Genomic DNA, 26,453 nt, shown 5'->3' with positions numbered 1-26,453 from the left:
CGTCTATAATGAACCAGCGGACCCGGCCGCGCGACGCTGCCGGTCGGAGAGAATGGGGGAACGCATGGCGCAAATCATCCTTGTACCGGCCACCGTCACGACCAGCTCGGTGGTGCCCTTCGCCGCGGACCTCGCGTCGCAGCTCGAGCAGCATGACGCGATCGAACTCGATCTCTCCGCCGTTGCCGAAGCCGATGTCAGCCTGTTGCAGCTCGTCTGCGCGGCGCGCCGTCAGGCCGAACGCGACGGCAAGTCGCTGCGCCTTGCAATGCCGGTGCACGACGTGCTGGCGGCACTGCTCGAGCGCGCGGGCTTCCTCACCGATATCCCATCAGCCGATCAGAATTTCTGGTTTCACGGAGACCTGCCGCGATGAGCGCATCCATCCTTATCGTCGATGATTCCACCAGAATACGCGTCGCCATCCGCATGGCGCTGACCGGGGCTGGCTACACCGTCAGCGAGGCCGCCGACGGCGCGCAGGGCCTGAGCAAGGCCAATGGCAGCCGCTTCGACATGATCATCACCGATCTCAACATGCCCAACATGGACGGGCTGTCGATGATCCGCGCGCTGCGCAAGAACCCCGCGCAATGCGGTACCCCGATCCTGTTCCTCACCACCGAATCCGAGGATGCGATGAAGCAGCAGGCCAAGGCCGCCGGCGCGACCGGCTGGCTGGTCAAGCCGTTCGTTCCCGAACAGCTGATCCGGGTCGTGCGCAAGGTCCTCGGACGGTGAGCCAGAACGACCCCGTCGCCGCATTCCGCGTCGAGGCGGGCGAAGTCCTCGAACAGGTCGAGCAGGGCCTGCTCGACCTCGGTCACCGGCTGGACGATCATGAGCTGATCGACGCAGTGTTCCGCGGGCTGCACACGCTCAAGGGCTCGGGCGCGATGTTCGGCTTTGACGCACTGGCCAGCTTCACGCATCACTGCGAGACCGCCTTCGACCGCGTCCGCAAGAACCTGACCCCCGCCACGCCACAGCTGATCGCGGTCATCCTGTCCGCGCAGGATCACATGCGCGCGCTGATCGAGGGCGACGCGACTGACCGCAAGGCGGAGGGTGACGCGATCCTGGCAAAGCTGCAGGCGGCGCTGGACGGCGCACCCGCGCCGACGCCGGAGGCGCCGCCCGTTTTGCAGGGGTGGCGGCTGTCGCTCCGCCTGCCCCCCGAAGCGATGCAGAATGGCATCAACCCGCTCGCGCTGCTCGACGAGTTGCGCACGCTCGGCGACTGCCGGATCGTCGCGCGGACCGACCAGGTGCCGCCGCTTGCCGAGCTGGTCCCAATCGAATGCCATGTCGGCTGGGATATCGAAGTGCGCGGCGCGGTGTCGCGGGATGACCTCGAGGATGTCTTCATCTTCGTGCTCGACGACCTGGACCTTCAGATCAAGGCGATCGGCGACACGTCGTGCGACGCTGTGGATGATGCCGCGCCGCCGTCCGACGCGGGCACGACGCCGTCTGCGCTCCCGCCCGCACGGGTCGACACGATGCCACCGGTGCAGGATCGCGACCCGGCCACCACCCAGAACGGCCGGGGCGCGCCCAAGACCGGCGAAAGCGTTCGGGTACCGGCCGAACGCCTCGACCTGCTGATGGACCGGGTGGGCGAACTCGTCATCGTCCAGAGCCGGCTGTCGCAGCTCGCGCATAGCAGCGGCAGCAATGCGACGGACGTTGCGCTTCGCTCCATCTCCGAGGAGATCGAGCGGCTGGCGAGCGAATTGCGCGACACGGTGATGGTGCTCCGCATGGTGCCCGTCGCCACGCTGTTCGGCCGCTTCCGCCGCCTCGTCCACGACATCGCGCGCGATACCGGCAAGACGATCGAGCTGTCGACCGACGGCGAGACGACCGAGGTCGACAAGACGGTGATCGAACGGCTCGCCGATCCGCTGATCCACCTGATCCGCAACGCCTGCGATCACGGGATCGAACCGCCCGAGCGGCGGCTTGCCGCAGGGAAGCCCGAGGTCGGGCAGGTGCGGCTGTCCGCGCGTCAGGAGGGCGGCGAGGTCGTCATCACGATCCGCGACGACGGCCACGGGATCGACCGCGAGCGCGTGCGCGCCAAGGCCGAGGCACACGGGCTGCTCCAGCCGGGACAGGTCGTGAGCGACCAGGAGTTGCTCCAGATGATCTTCCATCCCGGCTTCTCGACCGCGCCACAGATCACCAGCCTGTCGGGCCGCGGCGTCGGGATGGACGTGGTCAAGCGCACGATCGAGAGCCTGCGCGGCACGATCGAGGTCGCGAGCGTATCGGGCCAGGGATCGGCGATGTCGCTGCGCATCCCGCTGACGCTCGCGATCATCGACGGGCTGCTGATCCGGGTCGGCGACGGTCGCTACGTCATCCCGCTCGCCGTGGTCGAGGAATGCATCGAACTCAGCCTCGAGGAAGACCTTCGTTCGCGGGGGCGCAGCTTCATCACGCTACGCGACCGGCTCGTGCCGTTCGTCCGGCTGCGCGAGATGTTCGCGACGGGGACGAAGCCCAGCGTCCACCAGAAGATAGTTATCATCGCGACCGGCACCGAGCGGGTCGGGCTGGTGGTCGACCAGATCATCGGCAGCCACCAGACCGTGATCAAGCCGATGTCGGCGGTGCACTGCAACGTCCCGACTTTCGCCGGCGCGACGATCCTCGGCGATGGCGGCGTCGCGCTGATCCTCGACGTCGTCCAGCTCGTCGCGCTGGGCCAGCACCAGGAGGAGCGGCTTCGCGCCGTTGCATGACCATGGAAGACACGACGGAAACCCAGTGGGACGAAGACGGCCGGCTCGAGGTGCTGACGTTCGATCTGCAAGCCGAGAAGTTCGCGGTCGAGGCGGTCCTCGTCCGGGAGATCCTGGACCTGCTGCCCGAAACGGTCGTGCCGGGTGCGGACCGGCTGGTCGCGAGCGTCGCGAACTTTCGGGGCAAGATCATCCCGATCGCCGACCTGCGCCTGGCGTTCGGCCTCCCCTCGGCGGAATCGACGATGGACAGCCGGATCGTGGTGGTCGAGCTCGACGTCGACGGTGTCCCGACCCAGATCGGCATCCGCACCGACAAGGTACACGAGGTGACGACCCTGCACCGCGACGCCAGCGAGACCCCGCCCACGGTCGGGCTGCGCTGGCGCCGCGATTTCATCCGCGAGCTGGTGCGGACGCCGCAGGGCGTCATCGTCCTCGCCAATATCGCGCGGATCTTCGACCCGCTGCTCGGTGGCCGCGCCACCCCCGCCGTGCTCGCATCGGCACTCCTCTGACGCTGGAAGGACCGTTATGTACGGGTCAATCGAACGATGCTCGGCGATAGCCACTGATCGGTCCCGGCCGGGTGGTGCGGCACGCCCCCGCTCCGCTGCCTGTGCTGGGTACGCGGCATGAGCGTCGCCGGAGAGCTGCAGGCCGTGACCTTCGGGCTGGGTGCCGAAACCTTCGCGGTGCCCGTCACGCTGGTCCGCGAGATCCTCGACTGGAGCGAGACCTTTCACATCCCGAACGGCCCCGATTATCTGCTGGGGCTGACCGATCTGCGCGGCGAGGGCGTGACGACGATTGATCTGCGGCGTCGCCTCGGCCTGCCGCCGGTCGCGCCAACGCCGAGCACGCGGATCCTCGTGATCGATGTCCCCGTCGACGGGCGCAACCTGGTCCTAGGGCTCGTCGTCGACCGGGTGCTGGAGGTCAGCACCTTTGACCGCGGCCAGATCGGCGCGGCGCCCGATATCGGCGTCCGCTGGCCGTCGCGCTATATTGCGGGGGTGGTCAAGCGGACCGAGGGGTTCGTCGTGCTGGTCGATGTCGCGCAGATCTTCTCCAGCGCCGAGGTCAATGCCCTGCACGCCAGCGCCGCATGACGGGGTCGCGTCACTACCCCTGACACCCAATCCTCATGGTGCCGCCTCGAACGGTCCATCGTTATCCTGGAGCTGGTTCCCGTGTCCTTCATCTCCCCGATCGTCAAAGCTACGCCGAGCGCCTCGGACCAGATCGGCCCGCGCGAGTTCGCGCAGCTCGCCGACTATATCTTCGACTATGCCGGGATCCGGATGCCGGCGAGCAAGCGGACGATGCTCGAAGGGCGGTTGCGGCGCCGGCAACGCGCGCTGGGGTTCGATACGCTCGAGGCCTATTGTCGCCATGTCCTGACGGACAATAATCTCGATCAGGAAGGCATCCACCTGATCAATGCGGTGACGACCAACAAGACGGACTTCTTCCGCGAACCGGTCCATTTCGACTTTCTGCGCGACGTCGCCCTCCCCGGCCTGGAAGCGACCTATCTGCGGACGATCCGTGCCTGGAGCGTCGCCTGCTCGACCGGGCCGGAGCCCTACACGATCGCGATGCTGCTCGATCAGTTTGCCGCCACGCGCCGCGGGATCGCCTACAGCGTATTGGCGACCGATCTGGACACCGAGGTGCTCGAGATCGCCCGGCGCGGCATCTATCCCGCCGATCTCGTCGAGCCCGTTCCGGCGGCGCTGCGGCGCAAATATCTGATGGAATCGCGTGATCCGGCGCGTCGCGAAGTCCGCGTGATACCCGAGTTGCGCCGGGCGATCGCGTTCGCCCGGCTGAACCTGATGGACGAGGTCTATCCGGTGGGCGAGCCGATGCACCTGATCTTCTGCCGCAACGTCCTCATCTATTTCGACAAGCAGACCCAGCATGAGGTCGTCTCGAAGCTCGTCAGCAGGCTCGCGCCGGGTGGCTACCTGTTCCTCGGTCATTCGGAATCGATCACGGGGCACGACCTGCCGCTCGTGCCCGTCGCCCACACCGTTTTCCAGCGGAGCTGATCCATGGCCGTCTCCGGAAAAATCCGTGTGCTCATCGTCGACGATTCCGCGGTCGCGCGGCATGCCCTCGCGGCGATCCTCGAGGAGGACCCAGAGATCACCGTCATGGGCACCGCCGCCGACCCGTTCAGTGCGGCCCGCCGCATCCAGGACGAAGTGCCCGACGTGATGATGCTCGACGTCGAGATGCCGCGCATGGACGGGATCACGTTCCTGAAGAAGCTGATGGCACAATGCCCGCTTCCCGTGGTGATGTGCTCGTCGGTCACCGAAAAGGGCTCCGACGCGATGCTGCAGGCATTGGAGGCGGGCGCGGTCGACGTCATCGTGAAGCCCCGTGCCGGGCTCGCCGAGCACCTCGCCGATCACAATCTCCAGATCCGCGACGTGATCAAGGCGGCGGCGCGCGTGCGGGTCTCGCTGCGGTCGTCCAATGGCAGCCGGCCCGGCCGGCTCGAGCAGAAGCTCACCGCGGATGCGGTCCTGCCGCCCCCGAGCGGTCGCGTGATGAACCGCGCGACCGAGCGCGTGGTATGCCTCGGCGCGTCGACCGGGGGAACCGAGGCCCTGCGCGAGGTCCTCACGGCGCTGCCCGCGACCACGCCCGGTGTCGTCGTGGTCCAGCACATGCCGGAAAACTTCACGCGCGCTTTTGCCAATCGGCTGAACACGCTGTGCGTCGTGACCGTCAAGGAAGCCGAGGACGGCGATCCCGTCCTGCCCGGCACGGTCCTGATCGCACCCGGCGGCAAACACATGATGATCGAGCGGCGCGGGACCCGCTATTTCGTCGCGGTCCGCGACGGGCCGCTGGTCTCGCGCCACAGGCCGTCGGTCGATGTCCTGTTCCGCTCGGCAGCGACCGCTGCGGGCACGAACGCGATCGGCGTCATCATGACCGGCATGGGCGACGATGGCGCGCGCGGGATGCTCGAGATGAAACAGGCGGGCGGCCGCACCTTCGCGCAGGACGAGGCGACGTCGATCGTCTTCGGCATGCCCAAGGAAGCGATCGCGCTGGGCGGCGTCGATCGGGTCGTCCCGTTGCATCACATCGCCCGCGACGTCTTGCACGCAACGGCACAATAGGGGCTAGGACGATGACACGGGTCGAACACAAGGCTGTCGAGTCCGATCGGGACGGCGACGAAATGCCGGCCTGGAGCGTGCTGGCAACCGAGCTCGAGAGCGTGGCGAGCGGGCTCGACCAGCGCTTCGTCGATGCCGGGCGGTCGCTGGAACGGGCCTATGACACGGTCGGAAACCTGATCGGCAGCCTCGAAAGCGTCACCAATGCGCTCGACCGGGACGCCGCCGACCGCGCGGTTGCGACGATGCAGGCCAATGCCGACCAGCTCGCCAGCCTGCCCGCACGACAGAGGACGCGGCAGCATTCGCTCGACATCCTTCAGCAGGCGAGCGGAACGGTGCAGACGGAAATCGGGCGGGTCGACCGGACGCTCGATCTGCTGAAGATCTGCGGGCAGTATCTGAAAGTCGCGGCCGCTGGCGCGCATGGTTTTGCCGAGTTCGCCGACGCGATGGTCGCCGAACTGGACGTCAGCGAACGCGAAATCCACGAGATCAGCAAGGAGGTCGGGCAGCTCGCATCGACGGTTCCCTGCGTCGTCGAGGTGAACCGCGTGCTGGCGTCCGAATGCGCGCGCCTGTGCCCGCATGTTCCCGACAAACTCGCCGCGGACGCGATCGGACTCCAGCAGAACCAGATCGAGGCCGCGCGGCGTGCCGAGACGATCGCAACGATTGCCCGCGACATTCGCAGCAAGCTGTCTGCAGCGCACGGCGCGTTGCAGATCGGCGACATCACCCGGCAGCGGCTCGAACATGTTGCTCAGGCCTGCAGCCTGCTCGGTGCGGCGGTCGACGATCTCAATCGCGCGGGCGACCCGGCTGCCGCCAGCGCGCTCGAAGGCCAAGTGATGGCGATGCTCGCGGCACAGGTCGCCGACGCGGCCGCGGATCTCCAGAAGGAATCGCGTCTGTTGGGCGGCAATTTCCGCGCGATCGCAACGCAGGTCGCGACGATGGTGGCACCGCATGAATCGAGCGGCGTCGAGCGGACGAGCGATGGCGCGTTCCTGCAACTGCTCGAGCAAAGCGTCGCCGATGTCGATGCGGTCACCGCGCAGTTGCGCGACGCCGACATGCGGTCGACGCAATTGGGATCGGAAGCCTCCTCCACCGTCAGACGCCTGGGCGACCGGCTGACGACGATCCACCGGGTCACGAGCGGCGTGCGGATCATGGCGTGGAATTCCGATCTGCGCTCGTTCCGCATGGGTCGCGAGGGCGACGGGCTGGCCCGTATCGCGACCGAGATCCGCTGTGCCGTCAACACCCTAGAGGCTGTCTCGGCATCGATCGCCAGCGCCTTCGAACAGCTGAGCGACGCCGCCGACGCGATCGGCTCGCCCCCCGATGGCGACGAAGCGACGGCAGGGTCGTTGCCCGAAGCGCTCGCGGTCATTCGCGCGGGGGCGTTGCTCACGCGTCAGGGCATGTCCGGCCTCGACCGTGATGCGGGGGCGATCCACGACATCGTCGCGGAGATGACCAGCACGCTGGACTGTGAAACCGCCTTTGCCGAGCCGCTGGCGCGCATCAACGCGAAACTGGATGCACTGGCAATGCCGCTGGTCGAAGCGAGCCAGAGCATCTCGACCACCGGCGAGCAGCTTTTTCACGCGATCAACGCACTCTACACGATGGCACGCGAACGCCAGGTGCATGCCCGCTTTTCGCCATCCCAGCACCAGCCCGAAGCCGAGGTCGCTGCGATGTCAGAGGAAGACGACGACTGCGACGGTCTGTTCTGAGGTCGAAGCGAGTCCTCGACTGGTTCGATCAGCCGAGACGATCGGCCTGCGTCCTGATCCACGCCGCGGTCTCGTCGGGCCGCGTCACCGGGATCATGTGGCCGCCGTCAATCAGCGTCAGCGCGGCGTGGGGGACCATGTCGGCGAAGCGGGCGCCATGCACCTCGGGATCGAGGATCCGGTCGTCGCGGCCATAGAGGATCGCGACCGGGAGCCAGAGGCCGTGATAGCGCGCGACCATGTCGGGCAGGTCGTCATTCGCGGCGACGAGGTCGGCCGAGGCGGCCTCGAAATTTGCCGGCCGCGACACCAGCGCGCCGCCGCCGCGCGTCGCGAAATCGGCGGGTACGGGCTCGGGCGCGAACGCCGCCACCGCGCCCTTTTCACCCCCCAGGATGGCGGCGGGTGTGGCGAGCGTCCAGGCCACCGCCTTGCGCGCGGCGGGGGAGACGATCGCGAGCGCCGCGAACGCGCTCGGCGCGCTGTCCTGCGGCTGGGTGAGCGGCGCGATCAGCGCCAAGCCACCGACCGCTTCCGGGTGATCGATCGCCAGCGCGAGCGCCACCGCGCCGCCAAGCGAATGGCCGACAACCAGTGGCTTCTCGAGTTCCAGCGCCGCGATGAAGCGCGCGATCTGGGCGGCTTGCGCGCGGATATTCGCGGTCTCGCCGGGCGCCGAATAGCCGGAGCCGGGCCGGTCGACCAGGATAACGCGGTAATCCGTCGCGAGGCGGTCGAGCAGCGCATAGCTGAAGTTGCGCATCTGCCCGGCCAGGCCATGGATCATCACGATCGTCGGTCCGGTGCCGCGATCGAGATAGTGCATCCGGCGGCCATCGACGTCGATGAAGGCGCCGTCGGCGGGTATCATTCGCTCGGTCCGCCGCTGGCTCAGCTTCGCGAACAGCGCAAGACCGCCGACCGCCGCGATCGCCGCCGCGGCCGTCACCGCGCCGATCGAAACGGCAGAGCGCGGCGTCGCGGCCGGCACCGGAGTGGCGGCACCGCGCGCCTTGTCGAACCGCATCGTTCCGTCCTCCAGTTTGCCGAATTTGAGCGCGGCGAGATCCAGCGCATAGTTCTGATGCACCTTCCACGGCGCCTTGGACCCCTGATGTGGCAGGATGGCGTTGGCGCGTTGGACATAGCCCGAGGTGAAGCCGAGCATCGGCTCGGGTGTCACCGAGGGGTCGTCGTGCGTGGGCGTGCACATATCATAGCCGTTCGCGTCCATGTGCCGCAGCAAGCGGCAGGCGTAGCGGGCCGACAGATCGCATTTCAGCGTCCAGGATGCATTGGTATAGCCGAAGGCAAGCGCCAGGTTCGGCACGTCGCTCACCATCATACCCTTGTAGATCAACCGGTCGGCGGGGTTCACGACCTGCCCGTCGACGACGAGCTCGACGCCGCCCAGCAGGCGCAGGACGAGGCCCGTGGCGGTAACGACGATATCGGCGCGCAGTTCGCGGCCCGATCGAAGCGCGATGCCGGTCGGTGTGAAGCGGGCGACGTGATCGGTCACGATCTCCGCCTTGCCGCCGCGCATCGCCTCGAACAGGTCGGCATCGGGGACGAGGCAGATGCGCTGGTCCCACGGATCGTAGCGCGGTTCGAAATCGCGCTCGACCTCGTAATTCTCGGGCAACTGCGCGCGGACGCCCTTCAGGATCAGCGCCTTCATGTGATCGGGGCGCTTACGCGCATAGGCGTAGGTGGCGATGCCGAGTCCGACGCTCTTCCATTTGGTCGCGCTGTCGGCAATGCTTTTGGGCAGCACCCGGTGCGTCCACCGCGCAAAGCCGTCCTGTGACGGGCGCGAGACGATATAGGTCGGCGAGCGCTGCAGCATCGTGACGTGCGCGGCCTTTTCGGCGAGCGACGGCACCAGCGTCACCGCAGTCGCACCGCTGCCGATCACCACCACGCGCTTGCCGGTCCAGTCGAGGTCGGCGGGCCAGTGCTGCGGATGGACGAGCTGCCCCGCGTAGTCCTCGACCCCCTCGAAGGGCGGCGTGAAGCCGGCGTCATAATCATAATAGCCGCTGCCCATGTACAGGAAGCGGCAGACGATCCGCTCGGGCGCCGCGCCGTCCCGCTCGATCTCGACCGTCCAGCGCGCATCGGCGGACGACCAGGCGGCGCGAACGACGCGGCGGCCGAAGCGGATATGCGCATCGATCCCGAATGCGCGCGCCGTGTCGGCGATATAGTCGCGGATCGCGTCGCCGCCGGCGATCGCCTGGTCGCTCGGCCAGGGGCGGAAGGGGAAGCCGAGCGTGTACATGTCCGAATCTGAACGGATGCCGGGATAGCGGAACAGGTCCCAGGTGCCGCCGATCGCATCGCGCGCCTCGAGGATCGCGTAGCTCTTGCCCGGGCATTCGGTCTGGAAGCGATAACCCGCGTCGATCCCCGACAGACCCGCACCGACGATCACGATGTCGAGCTCTTCCGCGGTCCCGGAGCCGGAGGGGATGGACGCAGTCTCAATTGCCATGCCGGAGTGCTCCGATAGAAGGGTGCGACAGCAACCGCCGTTATCTGGAAACAGGAGTTATCACTTGAAATCGAGGGCGGCAAGCCAGGGCGGACGGCGCTATGGCGGTGCATCGGCAAGCGAGCGGCGCCTCGAACGGCGCAGCCGGCTGATCCGCGCCGCGATCGCGCTGTATGGCGAGCAGGGCTATCGGCACACGACGGTGACCGCGGTCTGCCGCGCGGCTGGGCTGACCCCGCGCTATTTCTACGAAGCCTTCGCTAATAGCGAGGCGCTGCTTCTAGCGACATTCGGCGAGGTCACGCAGTTCGTGACGCAACGGGTCGCCGCGGCGGCCGATGCGGCGGGGGGGACGCCGCAGGATCGGCTGATCGCGCTGCTGACCGCCTATTACGACCTGCTGCGCGACGAACCGGCCAGCGCGCGCGTCTTCCTGTCGGAATTGTCCGGCATCGACCCGCACGTCGACGAGCTGTTCGAACGCTCGATGGCCAGCTTCGCCGACCTGATCGCCGGCACGCTGGTGCCGACCCATGTCCCCGGCTCGATCGAGCCGCTGTGCCGTGCCGGCGCCATGCACGGGCTGCTCGCGGTGGCGCGCGACTGGGTAGCGCGGGGTTGCGACGAACCCGTGGTGCGGGTCGTGCGCACGGTCGAGCCATTCTGCCGGATGCTGGTCAGCCGCGCGGGTGATGATTAGCGGCGCGATGTCACCGGAACACCCGATCTGAGAAGGCCCCCTGCCCTTTGCCACCGCCCACATCAGCCGCCTGATCCTCCGCGGCGGTCGTGACGACGACGTCATCGCTGCAACACACTCGATCTGCGCGGTTTCCGAACGCTTAGCGCTTCGCTACACACCGCGGCACGGCGGACGGAGATACCCAGTGGACGACGAATTTGCCGAAGCCGTGGCCGGCGCTCTGGCTGCACAGGGCTTCGTGCTGGAAAACCTGTATGCCTTGCTGCTCGCCAGCGACGCTGATCCGGTCAGGGCCTGTCAGGCTACGGCGCATCGCATGCTAGAGGATTTCGGCAGCCTTCACGCAACCGGGGTACAGGTCATGACCGACGACGAGGTCAACCGTATCAAGCGACACGCGCTCGATCGGCTCGAGCGGTTCTGGAACGGCGTGGAACGCCGCCTCGCCAACCTGCCGCAATCCTAGCGCTGGGGTCTCGCTCCACCGACGACGTAGGAGGTGATGCGCGTTGGACACGCGTCCCTTGCTATTACAGGGACTTTTCAGCGCGAACGGCTGATGTCGGAGATTGGACACATGGTGGTATTTCGTCTGCTTATTACCTTTGCCCTCTGCTTCGTTGCGGGTGTCGCGCGCGCCGAGTGCCGTCCTGGCAGCATCGACGCCCTGCCTGAACGCGCGATGCTTCACCTTCCTGCCGCGGGCATGACCGGGCCCGTGCCGCTCGTGATCCTGCTCCACGGCAGCACCGGCACGGGCGCGGAGATGCTGCGCGACAGCCACCTTGCAGACACGGCGGATCGCCACGGCTTCGTCGTCGCGGCGCCCGATGGCGGTATCGTCGCGGATCGTGGCTTTGTCTGGAACATCCCCGGCGTCCCGACCGTCACGGGCAGCATGCCCGCACGCGACGCACGCGACGATGTCCGGTATCTGACGGGGCTGATCGACCGGCTTGTCGCAACCGGTTGCGTCGACGGCGCGCGGGTGTACGCGACCGGCTTGTCGGGTGGTGGACGGATGACGTCCTGGCTCGGCTGCGTCGGCGCACGACGTTTCGCCGCGATCGCGCCGGTGGTCGGACTGCGTGCCGGACGCCCCCTCGCATCCGATGTGTCACTCGCCGATCCCGCGACGTGTCGCTCGACAGCGCCGCTGCCCGTTCTCGCCTTCGCCGGCGATGCCGACACCACCAACCCCATCACCGGCGGCGGCGCTCCTTATTGGCAATATTCACAGGCCGCCGCGCTGCAACGCTGGGCTGTGCTGAACGGCTGCTCGGATCCCTATGCCCGCAACCTCGGCGCGACGGTTTACGAACAGGGCTATGCCCGCTGTCAGCACGGCACGAGCGTCGCGGCGCGTGTGACGCGCGGCGGGCCGCATAGCTGGTCGGTCGTCAACAATGAGGCAATGTGGGCGTTCTTCTCCCGCCACCGGCGCTAAGCCAAAGGTCGGCCGCTGCCAGGACGTCTCAGCAATTCCCGGTTCATTTGCCAATTCAAATACTTCGCCATCCCAACCCTATTTCGATAGTTGATTGCCGTTATAATCTGCCAGTTTTTTTGTATTGAATGCCCTACTTCTTATTACTACCAAACCGACTCGATTTATTGTCCGCGGTATGAAATCAGGATAAGTTGATGGCATAAGATAATGGGGGGATGAAATGCGGGGGCTTTTGCTTGGCATGATCGCATCTGTTCTCGCATCGGCAACCGGAGCCCAGGGACAACAATTTCCTTCGGCGCAGGGAGTCGGGGCGAACGACAGCGGTACGGGGGAATTCAACCGTCAGCAAAATTTCCGGGATTTCGCAGTCAGCGTTACCGACACCAATCGATTGACGATGCGGCCGGTCCCGGCCGGACCCAAGGACATCATGCAGGGGCTGGAAGTTCATGACGCAAAGGGACTCGTCGTCGGCAAGATCGAGACCGTCGGTAAAGGCTTTGCGGTCGTGTCGAGCGCAATCGGCAGCGTCGAGGTGGACTTTCCGTCCTTTGCAAAAAACAAGAACGGGCTCTTGATCAATATGCCCAAGAGCAAGCTCGACGTCATGATGGCGCACGGTCATCCGGCCCCATGACGTGCCGTTGGGCCTAAACGCCAATAGCGGGGCGTCTGTAGCCGCCGGTCTCGGGTCGCACAGAGCCATGTCTTCCGCCGCTACGGGACGCCGCACCATGCCGCCCGCGCCTGACGGGCCCCCCTTTGAATGCGATCGGTTCGTCCGGCGGAGCCACGGGGTCGCGGCAGGGTCAGATGATCATGCTTCAGTTGCCGGAACCCTGATCGCCGTTGGGTGCGATGCCGGGAAGAATATCACCTGCGGGCATCGGGTCGGGTGGGCGACCCTACCAGCGAGGCAAGCGTCAACAGCCCGGGGTTCCAGCTACAAAGAAGCACTATCCGCAACGGGGAGAGGCGAATGTTCTGGCTGGTGATGCTCGTGCTGGGGGGACAGGGCACGCTGACGCCCGTGATCGTCCGCAACGCGAGTGAGATGCTCACGTCCGACGATTACGTCTCGCGCGCAGTCGGTACGGGCAAGAGCGGCTACACGGTGGTCGAGATCCTGATCGATCCGACTGGAAAACCTCAGACGTGCGGCCTTGTCTCGACCAGCGGATCCAAGGATCTGGACCTGAAGGCGTGTGCAGCCGGGGTGCTGCGGGGTAAATATGCACCCGCTACGGACGAGACCGGGTCGCCCATGTACGGTGTCTACCGGATGCGGGTTCGGTGGCACATGGAGCTCTTCTTCGATGCTTCTACCCCTACACCCAAGGTGCCGGCAGACATCGTGCTGGAAGTCGCGAAGCTGCCGGCGGGGCAGAGGTCCGTTGCTGTCACCCTGGCCTATCTGGTCGGGGAAGACGGCGCGATCCGACGCTGTTCGGTTATAACGTCGAGCGGCTCTGCGCCATTCGATACCGGCGCCTGTTCTTCGATGATAAAGCATTATCGATACGCACCGGCCAAGGACAAGGCCGACAAGGCGTGGCCAGTCATTCGCATGCAGCGGATTGAGTTCACCTCGACTAAACTGGGTTAACCTGACCCGATAGGCGCACGTGATCAATGTTCGTTACCATTGACACCGCTTTGCCATTCTTCCGGTTTCGCCCGCATGACGCCGCCGCCCCGACGCTCCGGTATACCACCAGTAATCGCGTACCATCGTGATACAAGTTCGACGTTAACCATTCATCTAAGTTGTTCGAAAGACCGACGGTCTTCGCTAGTTGACGCTCGAGCTTGATGACGAGCGGCCTGGCCCTCGCATGAAGCCCGTGACCGAAGCGGGGACAAAGAATGGCGAACGCAACTCCGGTGACCGTTGATGGCACTCTGAACGACTGGACCGCCGGCGACCGGATCGACCGTGGCCTCGATGCGGGCTACGCGATCTATGCCCGCAGCGACGGCGCGGATTTTGCCTTTGCGATGACCGCGCCGACCGCGATCGGCGCAAACACCACCGCGTGGCTCAACACCGATCGCAACGCCGCCAACGGCTATCAGGTGTTCGGGTTCGCAGGCGGTGCCGAATTCAACGTCAATTTCGCCGCCGACGGCACGGTCTCGCTGTACAGCGGCGCGGCGGGGCAGACGCTGATCGCCAGCGGCCTGCAGGCGGCGTGGTCGGCGGATCGCACCACCGTCGAATTCAAGGTCCCAAAGGCGGCGATCGGCAATCCGAACGCGATCGACACGATATACGACGTCAACGACACCGCATTCCTGCCCGGCAGCTATTCGAACCCCGCGTTCACCGTGTTCAACGACACCGGCGTGGTTGCCGATCCCTCGCACCGCATCGCGATCGTCTGGTCCGATACGACCGCCAACGCCTATTTCAGCAAGACCGCTTATTCGCAGCTGTTCATGGCGGCGCAGAGCCAGGCGATGCAGGCGGGCGTGCCGTTCGACATCCTGACCGAAGGCGATCTCACCAACCTGGCGACGCTCGCGAAATACGACACGATCGTCTTCCCGTCGTTCCGCAACGTCGAGGCGGGCAAGGCCGACCAGATCGCGCAGACGCTGGAACAGGCGACCACGCAGTTCGGCATCGGCCTGGTCGCGGCAGGCGAGTTCATGACCAACGGCGCGGACAATGCCGCGCTGGCCGGTGACTCCTATTCGCGGATGAAGCTGTTGTTCGACGCGACGCGCGTGACCGGCGGCTTTCCGGCCGACGTGACGGTCAAGGCGAGCGATACGTCACAGCTGGTGCTCGACGGCTATGCCGACGGGCAGGTCATCCGCCAATATACCGGCATCGGCTGGAATGCGTTCACCAGCGTCAGCGGAACCGGCACGACGATCGCAACCGAGACGGTCAACGGCCAGACCTATGCGGCGGCGATCGCGACGCAGACCGGCGGGCGCAACGTGCTGTTCTCGAGCGAAGCGGTGATGGCCGACGACAATCTGCTCCAGAAGGCGATCGATTATTCGGTCCATGGCAACGGTCTGTCGGTCGGGTTGCAGATGACGCGGCAGAGCGGCCTGTTCGCGTCGCGCGTCGATATGGATCAGAGCCAGGAGCGCGAAGAGGTCAATCCGGCGGGTACCGCGCCCGGCATCTACGACAAGCTGCTGCCGATCCTCACCGAATGGAAGACCGACTATAATTTCGTCGGCAGCTATTACGTCAATGTCGGCAACGATGCCGCGAACGGTCAGTCGACCGACTGGGCGGTCTCGCTGCCCGTCTACAAGGCGTTGCTCGATGCCGGCAACGAGGTCGGCTCGCACAGCTACACGCATCCCGAGAACACCAATCTGCTGACCGATGCGCAGATCGCGTTCGAGTTCGGCCAGTCGCGTGCCGAGCTGGAAAAGCAGCTGAGCGCGTATCTCGGCAAGACCGTGACGGTCGGCGGTGCCGCGGTACCGGGCGCGCCCGAGCAGATCGCGACGAGCCAGGAAATCCTGAAATACGTGACCTATCTCAGCGGCGGCTATTCGGGCGTCGGTGCGGGTTATCCCAACGCGGTCGGGTACATGACCCCGCAGAATGCCGCGGACGACAAGGTTTATATCGCGCCGAACACGTCGTTCGACTTCTCGCTGATCGAGTTCCAGAAGAAGACCGTTGCCGAAGCCAGCGCCATCTGGGCCAAGGAATTCGCCGCGCTGACCGCCGGTGGCGATGCGCCGGTCGTGGTGTGGCCGTGGCATGATTACGGCCCGACCATGTGGTCGAGCGACGGCGCGACCAGCCCGTACACCAAGCAGATGTTCACCACCTTCATCGCGCAGGCCGCGGCGGCGGGGGTGGAGTTCGTGACGCTTGCCGATCTGGCAGGCCGGGTCAGCGCGTTCCAGAATACGACGATCACCTCGACCGTCGTCGGCAACACGATCACCGCGACGGTCGGCGCGACGACGGGCAGCTTCTCGCTCGACGTCGACGGCCAGAGCAGCGGCCAAGTGATCAAGGGTGTCGCGGGCTGGTACGCCTATGACGCGGACACCGTGTTCCTGCCCAAGGCGGGCGGGACCTATGCGATCACGATGGGCGCGGTGGCGGACGACGTGACCCACATCACCGCGCTGCCGATGCGCGCGACGCTGACGACACTGAGCGGCGACGGACGCGACCTGGCGTTCACGGTCGAGGGCGAGGGCAAAGTCACCGTCGATCTGAAGGCGCCCGGCACCGACTGGACGACGGTGAGCGGCGGGACGATCGCCAGCCAGATCGGCGAGATCCTGACCATCGACCTCGGCGCGATCGGCGTTCACGATGTGAAGATCGGTCATCAGGCCAATGTCGATCCGGTACTGACGTCGTTCGGTGGCGGGACGACGGGATCGCTGTCGATCGCCGAGAACGGCACGGCACTGACCACGATCACCGCGACCGACGCCAACATCGTCTGGGGCGATTCGATCAAATATTCGATCGGTGCGGGCGGCGACGGCGCGAATTTCTCGATCGACGCGACGACCGGTGTGCTCAAGTTCGTCAACGCGCCCGATTTCGAGGCACCGACCGATGCCAATCGCGACAATATATACGGCGTGACGGTGGTCGCGACCGACGCACGCGGCGCGATCGATACGCAGACGCTGACGATCGGCGTGACGGACGTGGTCGGCATCACGAAGACCGGGACGATTTTCTCCGAGACGATCAACGGCACCAGCGAGCAGGATGTGCTTGACGGCAGCTGGGGCAATGACGTGCTCAACGGGCTCGGCGGCAACGACCGGCTCATTGGCGGGCTCGGCAACGACACGCTCAACGGCGGCGCGGGCAATGACACGCTGATCGGCGGCAATGGCAGGGATATCCTGAGCGGCGGCGACGGCAACGACATCCTGATCGGTGGCGACGACTTGGACATGATGACCGGCGGTGCCGGCGCGGACATCTTCCGGTTCGAGGCCAGGGGCGACAGCCTAGCATCGGCGTCGCGCGACGTGATCACCGACTTCACCGTCGGGCAGGACAAGATCGACCTGTCGATGATCGACGCCAACACGTCGCTGTTCGCGCGCGGCGATCAGGCGTTCAGCTTCATCGGCACGAGCGCGCGCTTCACCGCGCCGGGGCAGTTGCGCTACAGCTACCAGATGATCGGCGGGAAGGAATTCACCGTGGTCGAGGGCAATATCGACAGCGGTGCGGGCGCTGATTTCTCGATCGCGCTGGCCGGTCAACACGTGCTGACCGCGAACGATTTCTTCATGTAAGCTGGGCCATAGGCCGGCGAAGTTATGGCGGGCATAGGCTTCCAGTTAGCGAAAACCGCGCGCGAGGGCGGTGTCGGCGGAATCGTCGGCGCCGCTGCATTCGGTGCGGTGATCAGCGCGGGACCGTGGTTGATCACCGCGGTCGCGATGGCGTTGCTCACCCACTGGTTGGGCACGCATCTCGGCGCGCGCGGCGCGCGGACCGTCCAGACGATCCTTGTCTATGCGTTCAGCCTGTCCGCGCTGGCCGCGGCGCCGGTCGGCATACTCGCGACGCGGATGGCCGCGGATCGGATCTTCGCGCGGGACGCAGGCGGCGTATCGGGCATCATGCTGGTCGCGCTCGCGGCCGGCGGCGGGATCGCGCTGGCGATCGGGGCGATCGTGTTCGGAACCCTTGCCGGACTTCCAATTGGCGAGGCCGCGCTCGCGACGCTGATCCTCGCCTGGCTGACACAGGTCTGGATCGCCGCGCCCTTGCTTACCGCGCTGCGCCGGTACCGTGCGATTCCGCTGACCTATCTGCTCGGCATCGGCGTCGCGACGCTGCTCTTGGCGCTCCTGCCAAGGCCCGACGTCTCTGCCGTGCTTGCAGTCATTGCCGGGGGCGTTGGCCTGGCGCTCGCCGCGATCCTGGCGGTGATCCGCCGACATTTCTCCGCCACGCCCGTCTTGCCGTTGCGGGACGCGATGGCGCCGCGCCTCGCATGGATCGTCGCCGCGGCGGGCATTGCCGGGGTCGCCGCGATCTGGATCGACAAATGGCTCCTGTGGACGGGGCCGCAGAGCATTCGCGCGATCGGGCTGCTCCGGCTGAACCCGATCAACGATCAGGGCAGTTTTCTGGGGCTGCTGACGATGGTGCCGGGCCTGACGCTGTTGCTGATCGTCGCCGAGACGCGGTTCGATCGCGCATTCGGCGACATGATCGTCCGGTGTACCGGCACCTCGACGCTGCAGCGTATCGAGGAGGCGCGCAGTGACCTCGCGCGGACGATGTTCGACGGGCTGCGGATCATGTTGCTCGTACAGGCCCTCGTCGCGGCGCTCGCCTGGGTGTTCGCGGTGCCGCTGTTCGAGCTGATCGGCGCGGACGCACGCGCGGTCTTCGCGTTTCGCCAGACCGCGCTCGGCACCGTCTTCCACCTCGTGGTGATCGCGGCCACGGTCGTGCTCGCCTATTATGACCTGTTCGGGCGGATCCTCGTGACCTGGACCGCTTTCGCGATTGGCAGCGGACTTGCGACACTTCTCCAATGGGACACGGGGTTCGCAGCGTTCGGCTGGGGCTATATGGCCGGCGCCGTCGTCGGGGCGTCAGTCGGCCTCGCGCTGGTCGCTGAAGCCACGGTCAACCTCACCTATCTGCTGTTCGTCGGCAACAATCCCTCCGTCGTGGGGCATGGAGGACGTCTGTTGTGACGGGATTTACGGATATGCGCCGCCGCGGGGTGGTCCAGAGGCTCCTCGCGCTCGGCGCAGCCGGCTGGGCATTGGGCGGCCGCCACCAGTCGGACGCTGCGCCCGGACCGTCCGCGAACGCTGCGGTGCGCTGGGGCGTCGATTACGGTGCCGCGACTGATCCCGTGCTGGCACGCGGCTGCGCGCTGCTGGTCCTCGAGCCGCATCATGCGCGCCCGATCGCGCCGCTTCGTGGCCTTGGCAGCACGCTGCTCGGCTATGTCAGCTTCGGGGAAGTCGAACGCAACCGACCTTATTTCGCCGGGCTGGACAAGGCCGGCGCGCTCAAAGCCGCCAACCCCAACTGGCCCGATGCGCGGCTCGCCGACCTGCGTCATCCGGCGTGGCGGGCAGCGGTGCTCGACCGGCTCGTCCCCGCGATCCTCGCGCTCGGCTATGACGGAATCTTCATCGATACGATGGATAATGCCGAGGCGATGGAACAACAGGATCCGGTGGCCAACAAGGGCATGGTAGCGGCAGGCGTATCGCTGATCGCCGCCGTGCGCGCCCGCTTCCCCAAGATCCGCATCATGCTCAACCGCGGCTATGCGCTGCTGCCCGACGTCGCGCCGAAGATCGACTATCTGCTCGGCGAGGCGATGGCGTCGCGGTGGAATTTTGCTGCCAAACACTATGAGTTGCTGAGCGATTCGGACTGGTCCTGGCAAGCGGGTCGCCTGCGCACCGCACAGGCGCGGAACCCGGCGCTGTCGCTGATGACGCTGGATTACTGGGATCCGGCGGATACGAAACAGGTCGCGGCGCTGTATGCGCGCGAGCGGGCGGCGGGGTTCAGCCCCTATGTCGCGACCCTTGCGCTCGACCGCCTCATGCCGGAACCTGCCGGGTGAGGATCGACCGCCACCGCGCACGGCTTGCGCTCCTCCTGCCTGCGCTGACCGGGATCGGTCTGCTCGCGGGCGGGCTGATGCTGTTGCCGAAGGAGCGCGAGATCCTTCCCGCCCTTCGTCGGGCGCAGCCGGTGCCTTTTTTGGCCACGCGCAGTTCGATGCCGGCGCCAGCATCGCCGGTGCTGCCGCCTGCGCATCCGTCGATCACGGCGCAGATCGCGACCGCGGACGCAGCGACGCTCGCCGCGCTCACGACGCGGCTGATCGCAGAGGGCCAGCCGGTGTCCACGCTGCAGGTCGCCTATGATCTGGTCGCTGCGAAGCGACCGGAGGTCGCGCTCGACTATCTTGCGGCCCGGCCGGATGGTGCGACCGCAGCGACGTGGCGGCTCCGCATCGACCTGCTTCACCGGACCGGACGCGATGCGAACGCCGCCGCGCTGGTCGCGCGGGCGGCGGAGAAGCAAGGCGCCCTGCCCGCCGCGGACATCGTCGCGGCGGCCTATGCGATCGATCGGCCAGACTTGGTGATCGTGGCGGCGGCGAACCACGTTATCCCGCCGCCCGATACCGCGCTGGCGCTCGATCTCGCGCGGCGGGCCGACAAGGCGGGACGGCGCGACCTTATCGCGCTGCTCGACACCGCGACGACCGCGAACTGGCGCGCCGCAGACCCCTGGCTCGCCATCCGGGTGGCGGCGCGTTCCAAGGATACCGCCGCAGGCTTGCGGGCAGCCGGCTATCTTCCGGTTGAGCAGCGTCAGGCGGCGCGCGAGGCCATCCTGACCGAAGCGGGCGACCGCGCCGGTCTGCGGACCGAGTTGCTCGCAGATGCGGCCGCGCCCGGTGCGCCGCTCGAGCAGATTGCGGAGCGGCTGGTCGCGGCCGGGTATCGCGGGGATGCGACGGCGGTGCTGCGGCGTGCGGCGGCCGGGCTCGCACCGACCGCGCCGGCCGCGCAGCGCCTGCTGTACCTGATGGGTCCGCGTCCCGGATCCGACGATCTCGCCTGGCTGAAACAGCAGAGCCTGCAAGGCAGCGCGACCCGGCAGCGCAGCTGGCTGGCCAGCTATGCCGAACGCGATCAACCGGGCGCTGCGCTGGTGTTCCTGTCCCGGCATCCGCTCGCGGACGAGACCGATGTGATGCTGATGCGGCTGTCGCTGGCGCGCACGACTGGCAATGACGCCGCCGGTCGAACGGTGCTGACCGCGTTGCTCGACGGCCGCGCGCTATCCCCCGATCAGGTCCGCGCCGTGTCCGCTGCGGCGCCCGCGCGGATTGATCCGGCACAGGCGGCGACGATCACGAAACGCCGTGTCGCGGCCGGGATTGCTGCGCCGCGCGATCAGCTCGATCTCGCCTGGGCAGCGTGGAACGCGGGCGATGCGAAGGCTGCGGGACAATGGCTCGACGCGCATCTCGCGACCGCCCCGACCGATCTGCCCGCGCTGCGCTTGATGGCCGACGTGCAGGCGCGGATCGGTGGCGTGCGTGGCGCACGCCCCTGGCTTGAACGCGCGCTCGCCCAGTCGCCCGCCGACAGCAGGGCACGCGCGGAAGTGCTCGAGAAGCTCGGTCGGCGGGACGAGGCAGTAAGATTGGTCGAGACGCTGCGATCCGAAACGCCGCAGGACCGATCGCTCGCCGCGCTCCACGCCCGGCTGCTGATCACGCAAGGCCAGCCGGGCCGGGCGCGGACGGTGCTGGCGCAGTGATCATCCTGTTTTTCTGCCTCGCGGATGCGCCGGTGCTGACCATACCCCGGACCGTCTTTGCGGATGGCCGGATCGTCACGCCCGAGTCCCGGCTCGCCTGGCCCGACGATGCCGTCGTCCGGATCGAGGATCGTGACGGAGAACTGGTCGCGCGGTTCGATCGACCGATCGCGCCGGCGCGGCTCGCCGCGTTCCGCGAGGCGGCGGGCGACGCGATCGGCGATCTGCGCTGGAACGACGACAGCCTGGTCCTCCGTCCCGCGGCGGGATGGACGATGCGCTGGCGGCAGACGGGCCCGGTCGTCGCACTCGCCTTCTCTCCGCCCGCGGACGGCGCGCTGCTCGAAGCCGCCGACGACAGCGCGTCCGACGCCGCACTGGCCGCAATCGAGGCGGACGTGGCTGCCGGCTATCCGGGATCGGCCCTGCGCGCGGCGACCAGGCTCGCACATCGCTATCCGGCCGACCGACGCGCCGCCCGTCTGCTGGCCGAGACGCGTCTCGCCCAGGGCGACGTGCGCGGCGCGGCCCGCGCGTACCGCGCGCTAGCGGCGGACGACCTGACCGCACGGCGTACGATCGCCGCCGCGGCGGGGACCGCCAGCATCGGCGTCACCGCGCGTGACGGCAGCGACCTCGCGCAGACAGAGTTTGCCGCGCGGATCGACACAGCGGTCGGCGGCACGCTCGACGGGGGAGGCGGCGTTCGCCATCTCGTCAGCAACGTCGCCACCGCCGCGCCGACCGTGCGATCCGGCGACACCGTCGTCGACGCCTCGCTGGCCGCAGCGTTCGACGGCGCGGTCCGCATCCAGCTCTTCGCCTCCGCCGCGCTCGACGATGCGGTGACGGGTGGCGGTGCCAGGATTACGGCAGGGGCCGCCGACGCTCAGTTCCGCGCGACCTTGAGCCGCCACATGCCGGACTATTCGACCCCGGCGCAGGTGCTGGCGGGAGGATATCTCTCGCGCGCGCTGGTCGGCGTCACCTACCGCCTGACGCCGGGCGTGGTCGCGCAAGGAGATTTCGGCGCCTACCGGTACGGCCTCGCAACCGGTAGCGGTGCAAGCGACACCATCGTCGCGAGCGCCGGGGTGGATTATCTCATTCGCCGCCAGTTCCCGGCGCTCGGGCTGACCTACCGCTTCGACGCGGAATATGTTCAGCGTATGCAGCTTGGCGCAGACCGTCTTGCCGTCATTCCGCTGGCCACCCGCGAGAACCACACCATCCAGGGCCTTGCCAGCGGCGCGGTCGGCGCGGTGCAGATGACTGCGCTGGTCGGCTGGACCGTCGATCGGTTCGGCGGCGATGGCCCCACCGCCAGCCTGGGTCTCGCCGCCCCGATCGCGGTCGCGTGGCGGGTCGAGGGCAGCGGCGGCATCACGTCGATCGCACGGCAGGGCTTTGCCGGCCGCCAGCTCTATGCGCGCGCGCTGCTGACACGCAGCCTCGGGGATACGCAGTGACGCACGACGACTCTGCGCCAAAATGGCAGACCCGGTGGCGACGCCCCGTGCGCATCGCGCTGGAGATCACCCTCACCTTCGCCGTGCTGGCTGCGTTCGACTGGTGGCTGACGGGCGAAACCGGGTTCACGCGCGCCCAGCCCAACCCCTATTGGCTGCCGGTGCTGGTCATGGCGCTCGCCTATGGCACCGGCCCCGGCGTCCTCGCCGCCGCCATCGCGTCGGGGCTATGGCTCGCGCATGTACACGACGACACGGGCGCGCGCGACTATCTCGACCATCTGTTCCATCTCTCACTCCAGCCGTTGATGTGGTTCGTCGCTGCCGGAGTCATCGGCGAAGTGACGATCATGCGGACCGCACGGCACGATCGGCTGGAAAAGCGCGGCGGGGTCGCGGCGCGGAACCTGGCGCGGCTGACCGAGGCGTTTGCGGCGCTGTCGCGGACCAACCGGCTGTTGCAGGTGCAGATCGCGACCGAGGCGCATACCGTCGGCCATGCGATCGAGACGGCCGCGCGACTCTGTTCGCAGGACCTGGCTGAACGACGTGGCGCGATCGGCGAATTGATCGCGCTTGCCGCGCGGACCCCCGACTTCACCTGTTACCGCATGACCGGTGACGAGGCGCGCGCATGGATCCGCGGACCGGTCACCGCGGGACGGCGCGACACCCTGCCAGCTCCCCTGATGGAGCGGATGGCACGGTCGCAGGGGATGCTGCACGTCGCGAGGCGCACCGATAGGATCGTGCTCGATGGTATCGGCGTCGCCGCGATCGCCCTGCCCGATCCGAAGACCGGCAAGCTTGTCGGGTGCCTGGTCCTCCACGCGCTGCCGTTCGAGACGCTGAACGCCAGCCGTACCGCCGAACTGACCGAGATCGCCGCCTGGCTGACGCCGCTGCTCGCCGATACGCTGCACGCGACCCAGCGGCCGGTCAGGGCCGCCGGGCTGGTCGCGTGATCCGCCGCCTCACTGCGCTCGCGCTGCTGGAGATGGTCGTCCTGACGGCGTGCTGGCTTTCCGAACTTGCGGCCGGCTGGGCGCTCGCAGTCCATGCCGTGGCTAGCGGAATTGGGCTCACTTTGTGGCTCCGCAGCGGTGCGGTGGCTGGTTTTGCGGCGGCGATGCTCAGTGTGATGGGCCCGCTTGGCCTGCTTGTTGCCCTGCCCCTTGCTCGCTTCGTCAGACCCGCCGCCTACCGGAGCGACGACGAGATGTTCGGCCCTGTTGCCGGGCGTTCCGCACAGCGCGGCGCGCGTCTCGCGGTCGCACGCATGCTCGACGGGCGGGTTCATCACGCCACCCCCGATACGCTGAGCTCGCTCGTCACGATCATGCGTCACGGCGCGGTCGCCGAGCGGCGGCGCGCACTGGAGACCGTGGTGCGGTCCTTCGAGCCCGCGCTGTCGCCGCTCATCGCGTTGGCGCTGACCGATAGCGACCAGACGATCCGCGCGCTTGCGGCGGCCGCGTCGGCGCGGGTCGCGGAAAATCTGGTGCTCGCCCGTGCACGGCTGTCGGCCCGCGTTGCCGATGGCGGCGATCCGGACGCTGCGACCAATCTGGCGCGGCTGCTCGGGGATCACGCGCGTTCGGACGTGCTGCTGTCCGACTCGCAGCGCCTCCACCTGCGCGAGGACGCGGTTGCGACGATGGCCGCTGCAGTATCTGACGGGGCGGACGAACGGCATGCGGACACGCGCGATGCGTTGATGATCGAGGCGTTCTGGGCTGCGGGCGATTATGACGCGATCGACTGGATGGCGACCGCGATCCAGGCGTCGACGGACCGGGCCGATGGTCCGACCGGCGCGAACGACCGCGGCGCATCGACGCTGGCGAACTGGTGGCTGACGGGCGCGGTGGCATGATCCCGCTGTCCGCCCTGACCGAGACGTCCCGGCACGCGCCGCTCGACGTTCCGGACGCCGACATGTGCCTGATCGTCGAGGGCGCCTATCCCTATGTGATCGGCGGCGTATCCGGCTGGCTGCAGGATCTGATCACGCATCTGCCCGACGTCCGGTTCGTGATCGCCGCGATCAAGCCGGGTGCAGGGCTGCTCGCGTTCCAGCTCGCCCCACCGCCCAACGTCGTCGCGGTGGTCGAAATCGGCCTGGCGCCCGCGCCGGCGATGCCGCGCGCGATCCCGGATCGGATCGCGGTGCCGATCGCCGACGCGCTGGTCGCGTTCGTCGCGACCGGTGGCGCGGAGCGGCTAGCGACGCTGATCGACGTGATCGGCGGTATCGCGCGACCGCTTGCCCCCGGTGACATACTGTCGCACCCGGCCGTCTTCGCGCGGCTCAGGCGCCATTATCAGGCGATGCTGCCGAAGGCCTCGTTCCACCATTATTTCTGGGCGATGCGCGTGCTGCTCGGCGGGTTGCTCGCGGTGCTGACCGCGCCCCTGCCGCGCGCCAAGGCCTATCACACGATCTCGACCGGCTTCGCAGGCCTGCTCGCCGCCCGCGCCGCGCGCGAGACCGGGCGCCCGGCGTTCATCACCGAACACGGCATCTACCTGCTCGAACGCCAGATCGAGGTGATGATGGCGGACTGGATCGGCGATCAGGTCGACACCGGGCTCGAGCTCGAACGCAGCGTGCGCGATCTGCGCGACCTCTGGGTCCGGGCCTTCACCAGCTATGCGACCGCCTGCTATGACAGCTGCGATCCGATTGTCGCGCTGTACGGCGAGAATACGGCGGTCCAGCGCCGGCTGGGTGCCGCCGCCGACCGGGTCCGCGTCATTCCCAACGGGATCGATTCGAAGCGGTTCGCCGCACTCCCCGACCAGCGCGATCCGGCACACCCGCTGGTCGCGCTGCTCGGCCGCGTGGTCCCGATCAAGGACGTGAAGACGTTCATCCGCGCCGCCGCGATCGCGAATGCCGAACGCCCCGACATCCGCTTCGTCGTGCTCGGCCCCGAGGACGAGGACCCGGAATATGCCGCGGAATGCTCGCGACTGGTCGAGGATCTGGGCCTGTCGCCGGTCTTCCACTTCGCCGGGCGCGTGCGGATCGAGGACTGGATGGCAAAGATCGATCTGCTCGTGCTCACCAGCCTTTCCGAAGCGCAACCGCTGGTGATCCTGGAAGGCGGCGCCTGCGGGATTCCGGTCGTCGCGCCCGACGTCGGCAGCTGCCGCGAGATGATCGAGGGACGCGGCGGGGCGGACTTAGGCCATGGCGGCATCGTCACGCCGCTGGTCAATCCGGCAGCGACCGCGGCGGGGATCCTCGCGATCGCGGGCGATCCGGCAATGCGATCGGCAATGGGCGAAACCATGCGCGAACGCGTCCGCCGCGACTATGATCACGACACGATCATCGGGGCCTATGCGAAACTCTACGAAACCTTGATCCAGCGGTAGCCGACGCG

Annotated in this window: 22 protein-coding genes; 21 read left to right on the top strand and 1 reads right to left on the bottom strand. The window is 67.4% G+C overall.

All coding sequences use genetic code 11. The features are described from left to right. The first annotated feature begins 64 nt into the window (after positions 1-64). The 8 genes from GV027_RS10585 to GV027_RS10550 all read left to right on the top strand — a co-directional run bounded on the left by GV027_RS10585 (position 65) and on the right by GV027_RS10550 (position 7,644). The gene (locus GV027_RS10585) at positions 65-376 is read left to right on the top strand and encodes an STAS domain-containing protein (protein ID WP_159511847.1); all 312 of its coding nucleotides are present in this window, start codon (positions 65-67) and stop codon (positions 374-376) included. Continuing rightward, the gene (locus tag GV027_RS10580) at positions 373-741 is read left to right on the top strand and encodes a response regulator (RefSeq protein WP_159511846.1); all 369 of its coding nucleotides are present in this window, start codon (positions 373-375) and stop codon (positions 739-741) included. Before GV027_RS10585 ends, GV027_RS10580 begins: the two co-directional genes overlap by 4 nt. Beyond that, positions 738-2,750 carry a chemotaxis protein CheA gene (locus GV027_RS10575; protein WP_159511845.1) on the top strand — a complete coding sequence of 671 codons (2,013 nt, stop codon included), beginning with the start codon at positions 738-740 and terminating at the stop codon, positions 2,748-2,750. Before GV027_RS10580 ends, GV027_RS10575 begins: the two co-directional genes overlap by 4 nt. A 2-nt stretch (positions 2,751-2,752) precedes the next feature. Beyond that, positions 2,753-3,268 carry a chemotaxis protein CheW gene (locus GV027_RS10570; protein WP_159512860.1) on the top strand — a complete coding sequence of 172 codons (516 nt, stop codon included), beginning with the start codon at positions 2,753-2,755 and terminating at the stop codon, positions 3,266-3,268. Between the two features lie 117 nt (positions 3,269-3,385). Beyond that, on the top strand, positions 3,386-3,862 hold the full coding sequence (locus GV027_RS10565) for a chemotaxis protein CheW (protein ID WP_031439691.1): 477 nt from the start codon (positions 3,386-3,388) through the stop codon (positions 3,860-3,862). A gap of 90 nt (positions 3,863-3,952) precedes the next feature. Then, entirely contained in the window at positions 3,953-4,807 is an 855-nt protein-coding gene (locus tag GV027_RS10560) for a CheR family methyltransferase (protein WP_443029554.1), read from the top strand. Between the two features lie 3 nt (positions 4,808-4,810). Then, positions 4,811-5,896: a protein-glutamate methylesterase/protein-glutamine glutaminase gene (locus GV027_RS10555; protein ID WP_159511844.1), complete on the top strand. Its 1,086-nt coding sequence runs from the start codon at positions 4,811-4,813 to the stop codon at positions 5,894-5,896. 11 nt (positions 5,897-5,907) lie between these two features. Next, positions 5,908-7,644 (top strand): hypothetical protein, encoded by a 1,737-nt coding sequence (locus tag GV027_RS10550; RefSeq protein WP_159511843.1) that lies wholly within the window; start codon positions 5,908-5,910, stop codon positions 7,642-7,644. A 28-nt stretch (positions 7,645-7,672) separates the two neighbouring features. Here the strand turns inward: GV027_RS10550 and GV027_RS21805 are convergent, their stop codons facing one another. Further along, positions 7,673-10,141 carry an alpha/beta fold hydrolase gene (locus tag GV027_RS21805; protein WP_159511842.1) on the bottom strand — a complete coding sequence of 823 codons (2,469 nt, stop codon included), beginning with the start codon at positions 10,139-10,141 and terminating at the stop codon, positions 7,673-7,675. 64 nt (positions 10,142-10,205) lie between these two features. On the opposite strand from GV027_RS21805, the gene GV027_RS10540 reads away from it, so the two are divergent. The 13 genes from GV027_RS10540 to pelF all read left to right on the top strand — a co-directional run bounded on the left by GV027_RS10540 (position 10,206) and on the right by pelF (position 26,445). After that, the gene (locus tag GV027_RS10540; RefSeq protein ID WP_159511841.1) at positions 10,206-10,841 is read left to right on the top strand and encodes a TetR/AcrR family transcriptional regulator; all 636 of its coding nucleotides are present in this window, start codon (positions 10,206-10,208) and stop codon (positions 10,839-10,841) included. A 187-nt stretch (positions 10,842-11,028) separates the two neighbouring features. Next, the gene (locus GV027_RS10535; RefSeq protein WP_159511840.1) at positions 11,029-11,310 is read left to right on the top strand and encodes a hypothetical protein; all 282 of its coding nucleotides are present in this window, start codon (positions 11,029-11,031) and stop codon (positions 11,308-11,310) included. A 111-nt stretch (positions 11,311-11,421) separates the two neighbouring features. Further along, positions 11,422-12,291 (top strand): alpha/beta hydrolase family esterase, encoded by an 870-nt coding sequence (locus GV027_RS10530; RefSeq protein WP_159511839.1) that lies wholly within the window; start codon positions 11,422-11,424, stop codon positions 12,289-12,291. Positions 12,292-12,514: 223 nt separating this feature from the next. After that, positions 12,515-12,934 (top strand): hypothetical protein, encoded by a 420-nt coding sequence (locus GV027_RS10525; protein ID WP_159511838.1) that lies wholly within the window; start codon positions 12,515-12,517, stop codon positions 12,932-12,934. 342 nt (positions 12,935-13,276) lie between these two features. Then, complete coding sequence (locus GV027_RS10520; protein ID WP_056408565.1) at positions 13,277-13,903, top strand: energy transducer TonB; 627 nt, start codon at positions 13,277-13,279, stop codon at positions 13,901-13,903. A 260-nt stretch (positions 13,904-14,163) separates the two neighbouring features. After that, positions 14,164-17,559 (top strand): M10 family metallopeptidase C-terminal domain-containing protein, encoded by a 3,396-nt coding sequence (locus tag GV027_RS10515; protein WP_159511837.1) that lies wholly within the window; start codon positions 14,164-14,166, stop codon positions 17,557-17,559. 24 nt (positions 17,560-17,583) lie between these two features. Then, the gene (pelG, locus tag GV027_RS10510) at positions 17,584-18,981 is read left to right on the top strand and encodes an exopolysaccharide Pel transporter PelG (RefSeq protein WP_159511836.1); all 1,398 of its coding nucleotides are present in this window, start codon (positions 17,584-17,586) and stop codon (positions 18,979-18,981) included. Further along, positions 18,978-19,874 carry an endo alpha-1,4 polygalactosaminidase gene (locus tag GV027_RS10505; RefSeq protein ID WP_236559164.1) on the top strand — a complete coding sequence of 299 codons (897 nt, stop codon included), beginning with the start codon at positions 18,978-18,980 and terminating at the stop codon, positions 19,872-19,874. The genes pelG and GV027_RS10505 overlap by 4 nt, the downstream gene beginning before the upstream one ends. After that, positions 19,871-21,592 (top strand): tetratricopeptide repeat protein, encoded by a 1,722-nt coding sequence (locus GV027_RS10500; protein ID WP_159511835.1) that lies wholly within the window; start codon positions 19,871-19,873, stop codon positions 21,590-21,592. Before GV027_RS10505 ends, GV027_RS10500 begins: the two co-directional genes overlap by 4 nt. Then, complete coding sequence (locus tag GV027_RS10495; protein ID WP_159511834.1) at positions 21,589-23,061, top strand: hypothetical protein; 1,473 nt, start codon at positions 21,589-21,591, stop codon at positions 23,059-23,061. Before GV027_RS10500 ends, GV027_RS10495 begins: the two co-directional genes overlap by 4 nt. A 47-nt stretch (positions 23,062-23,108) precedes the next feature. Then, positions 23,109-24,026: a hypothetical protein gene (locus tag GV027_RS10490; protein WP_159511833.1), complete on the top strand. Its 918-nt coding sequence runs from the start codon at positions 23,109-23,111 to the stop codon at positions 24,024-24,026. Further along, positions 24,023-24,937 (top strand): hypothetical protein, encoded by a 915-nt coding sequence (locus GV027_RS10485; RefSeq protein WP_159511832.1) that lies wholly within the window; start codon positions 24,023-24,025, stop codon positions 24,935-24,937. The genes GV027_RS10490 and GV027_RS10485 overlap by 4 nt, the downstream gene beginning before the upstream one ends. Next, positions 24,934-26,445: a GT4 family glycosyltransferase PelF gene (pelF, locus tag GV027_RS10480; RefSeq protein WP_159511831.1), complete on the top strand. Its 1,512-nt coding sequence runs from the start codon at positions 24,934-24,936 to the stop codon at positions 26,443-26,445. Before GV027_RS10485 ends, pelF begins: the two co-directional genes overlap by 4 nt. The last annotated feature ends 8 nt before the right edge of the window (positions 26,446-26,453 follow it).

This window comes from Sphingomonas sp. T1, from assembly GCF_902506585.1.
Classification (GTDB): domain Bacteria; phylum Pseudomonadota; class Alphaproteobacteria; order Sphingomonadales; family Sphingomonadaceae; genus Sphingomonas; species Sphingomonas aerolata.
Note: the sequence above shows the minus strand (reverse complement) of the source record. Positions and strands in the feature narration are given on the sequence as shown.

What these genes read in the sequence shown, in the direction of transcription:
- GV027_RS10520 (WP_056408565.1), top strand. Translation starts at nt 13,277, where the DNA reads ATGTTCTGGCTGGTGATGCTCGTGCTGGGGGGACAGGGCACGCTGACG.
- GV027_RS10525 (WP_159511838.1), top strand. Translation starts at nt 12,515, where the DNA reads ATGCGGGGGCTTTTGCTTGGCATGATCGCATCTGTTCTCGCATCGGCA.
- GV027_RS10555 (WP_159511844.1), top strand. Translation starts at nt 4,811, where the DNA reads ATGGCCGTCTCCGGAAAAATCCGTGTGCTCATCGTCGACGATTCCGCG.
- GV027_RS10570 (WP_159512860.1), top strand. Translation starts at nt 2,753, where the DNA reads ATGGAAGACACGACGGAAACCCAGTGGGACGAAGACGGCCGGCTCGAG.
- GV027_RS10565 (WP_031439691.1), top strand. Translation starts at nt 3,386, where the DNA reads ATGAGCGTCGCCGGAGAGCTGCAGGCCGTGACCTTCGGGCTGGGTGCC.
- GV027_RS10580 (WP_159511846.1), top strand. Translation starts at nt 373, where the DNA reads ATGAGCGCATCCATCCTTATCGTCGATGATTCCACCAGAATACGCGTC.
- GV027_RS10585 (WP_159511847.1), top strand. Translation starts at nt 65, where the DNA reads ATGGCGCAAATCATCCTTGTACCGGCCACCGTCACGACCAGCTCGGTG.
- GV027_RS10550 (WP_159511843.1), top strand. Translation starts at nt 5,908, where the DNA reads ATGACACGGGTCGAACACAAGGCTGTCGAGTCCGATCGGGACGGCGAC.
- pelG (WP_159511836.1), top strand. Translation starts at nt 17,584, where the DNA reads ATGGCGGGCATAGGCTTCCAGTTAGCGAAAACCGCGCGCGAGGGCGGT.
- GV027_RS10530 (WP_159511839.1), top strand. Translation starts at nt 11,422, where the DNA reads ATGGTGGTATTTCGTCTGCTTATTACCTTTGCCCTCTGCTTCGTTGCG.
- GV027_RS10515 (WP_159511837.1), top strand. Translation starts at nt 14,164, where the DNA reads ATGGCGAACGCAACTCCGGTGACCGTTGATGGCACTCTGAACGACTGG.
- pelF (WP_159511831.1), top strand. Translation starts at nt 24,934, where the DNA reads ATGATCCCGCTGTCCGCCCTGACCGAGACGTCCCGGCACGCGCCGCTC.
- GV027_RS21805 (WP_159511842.1), bottom strand. Translation starts at nt 10,141, where the DNA reads ATGGCAATTGAGACTGCGTCCATCCCCTCCGGCTCCGGGACCGCGGAA.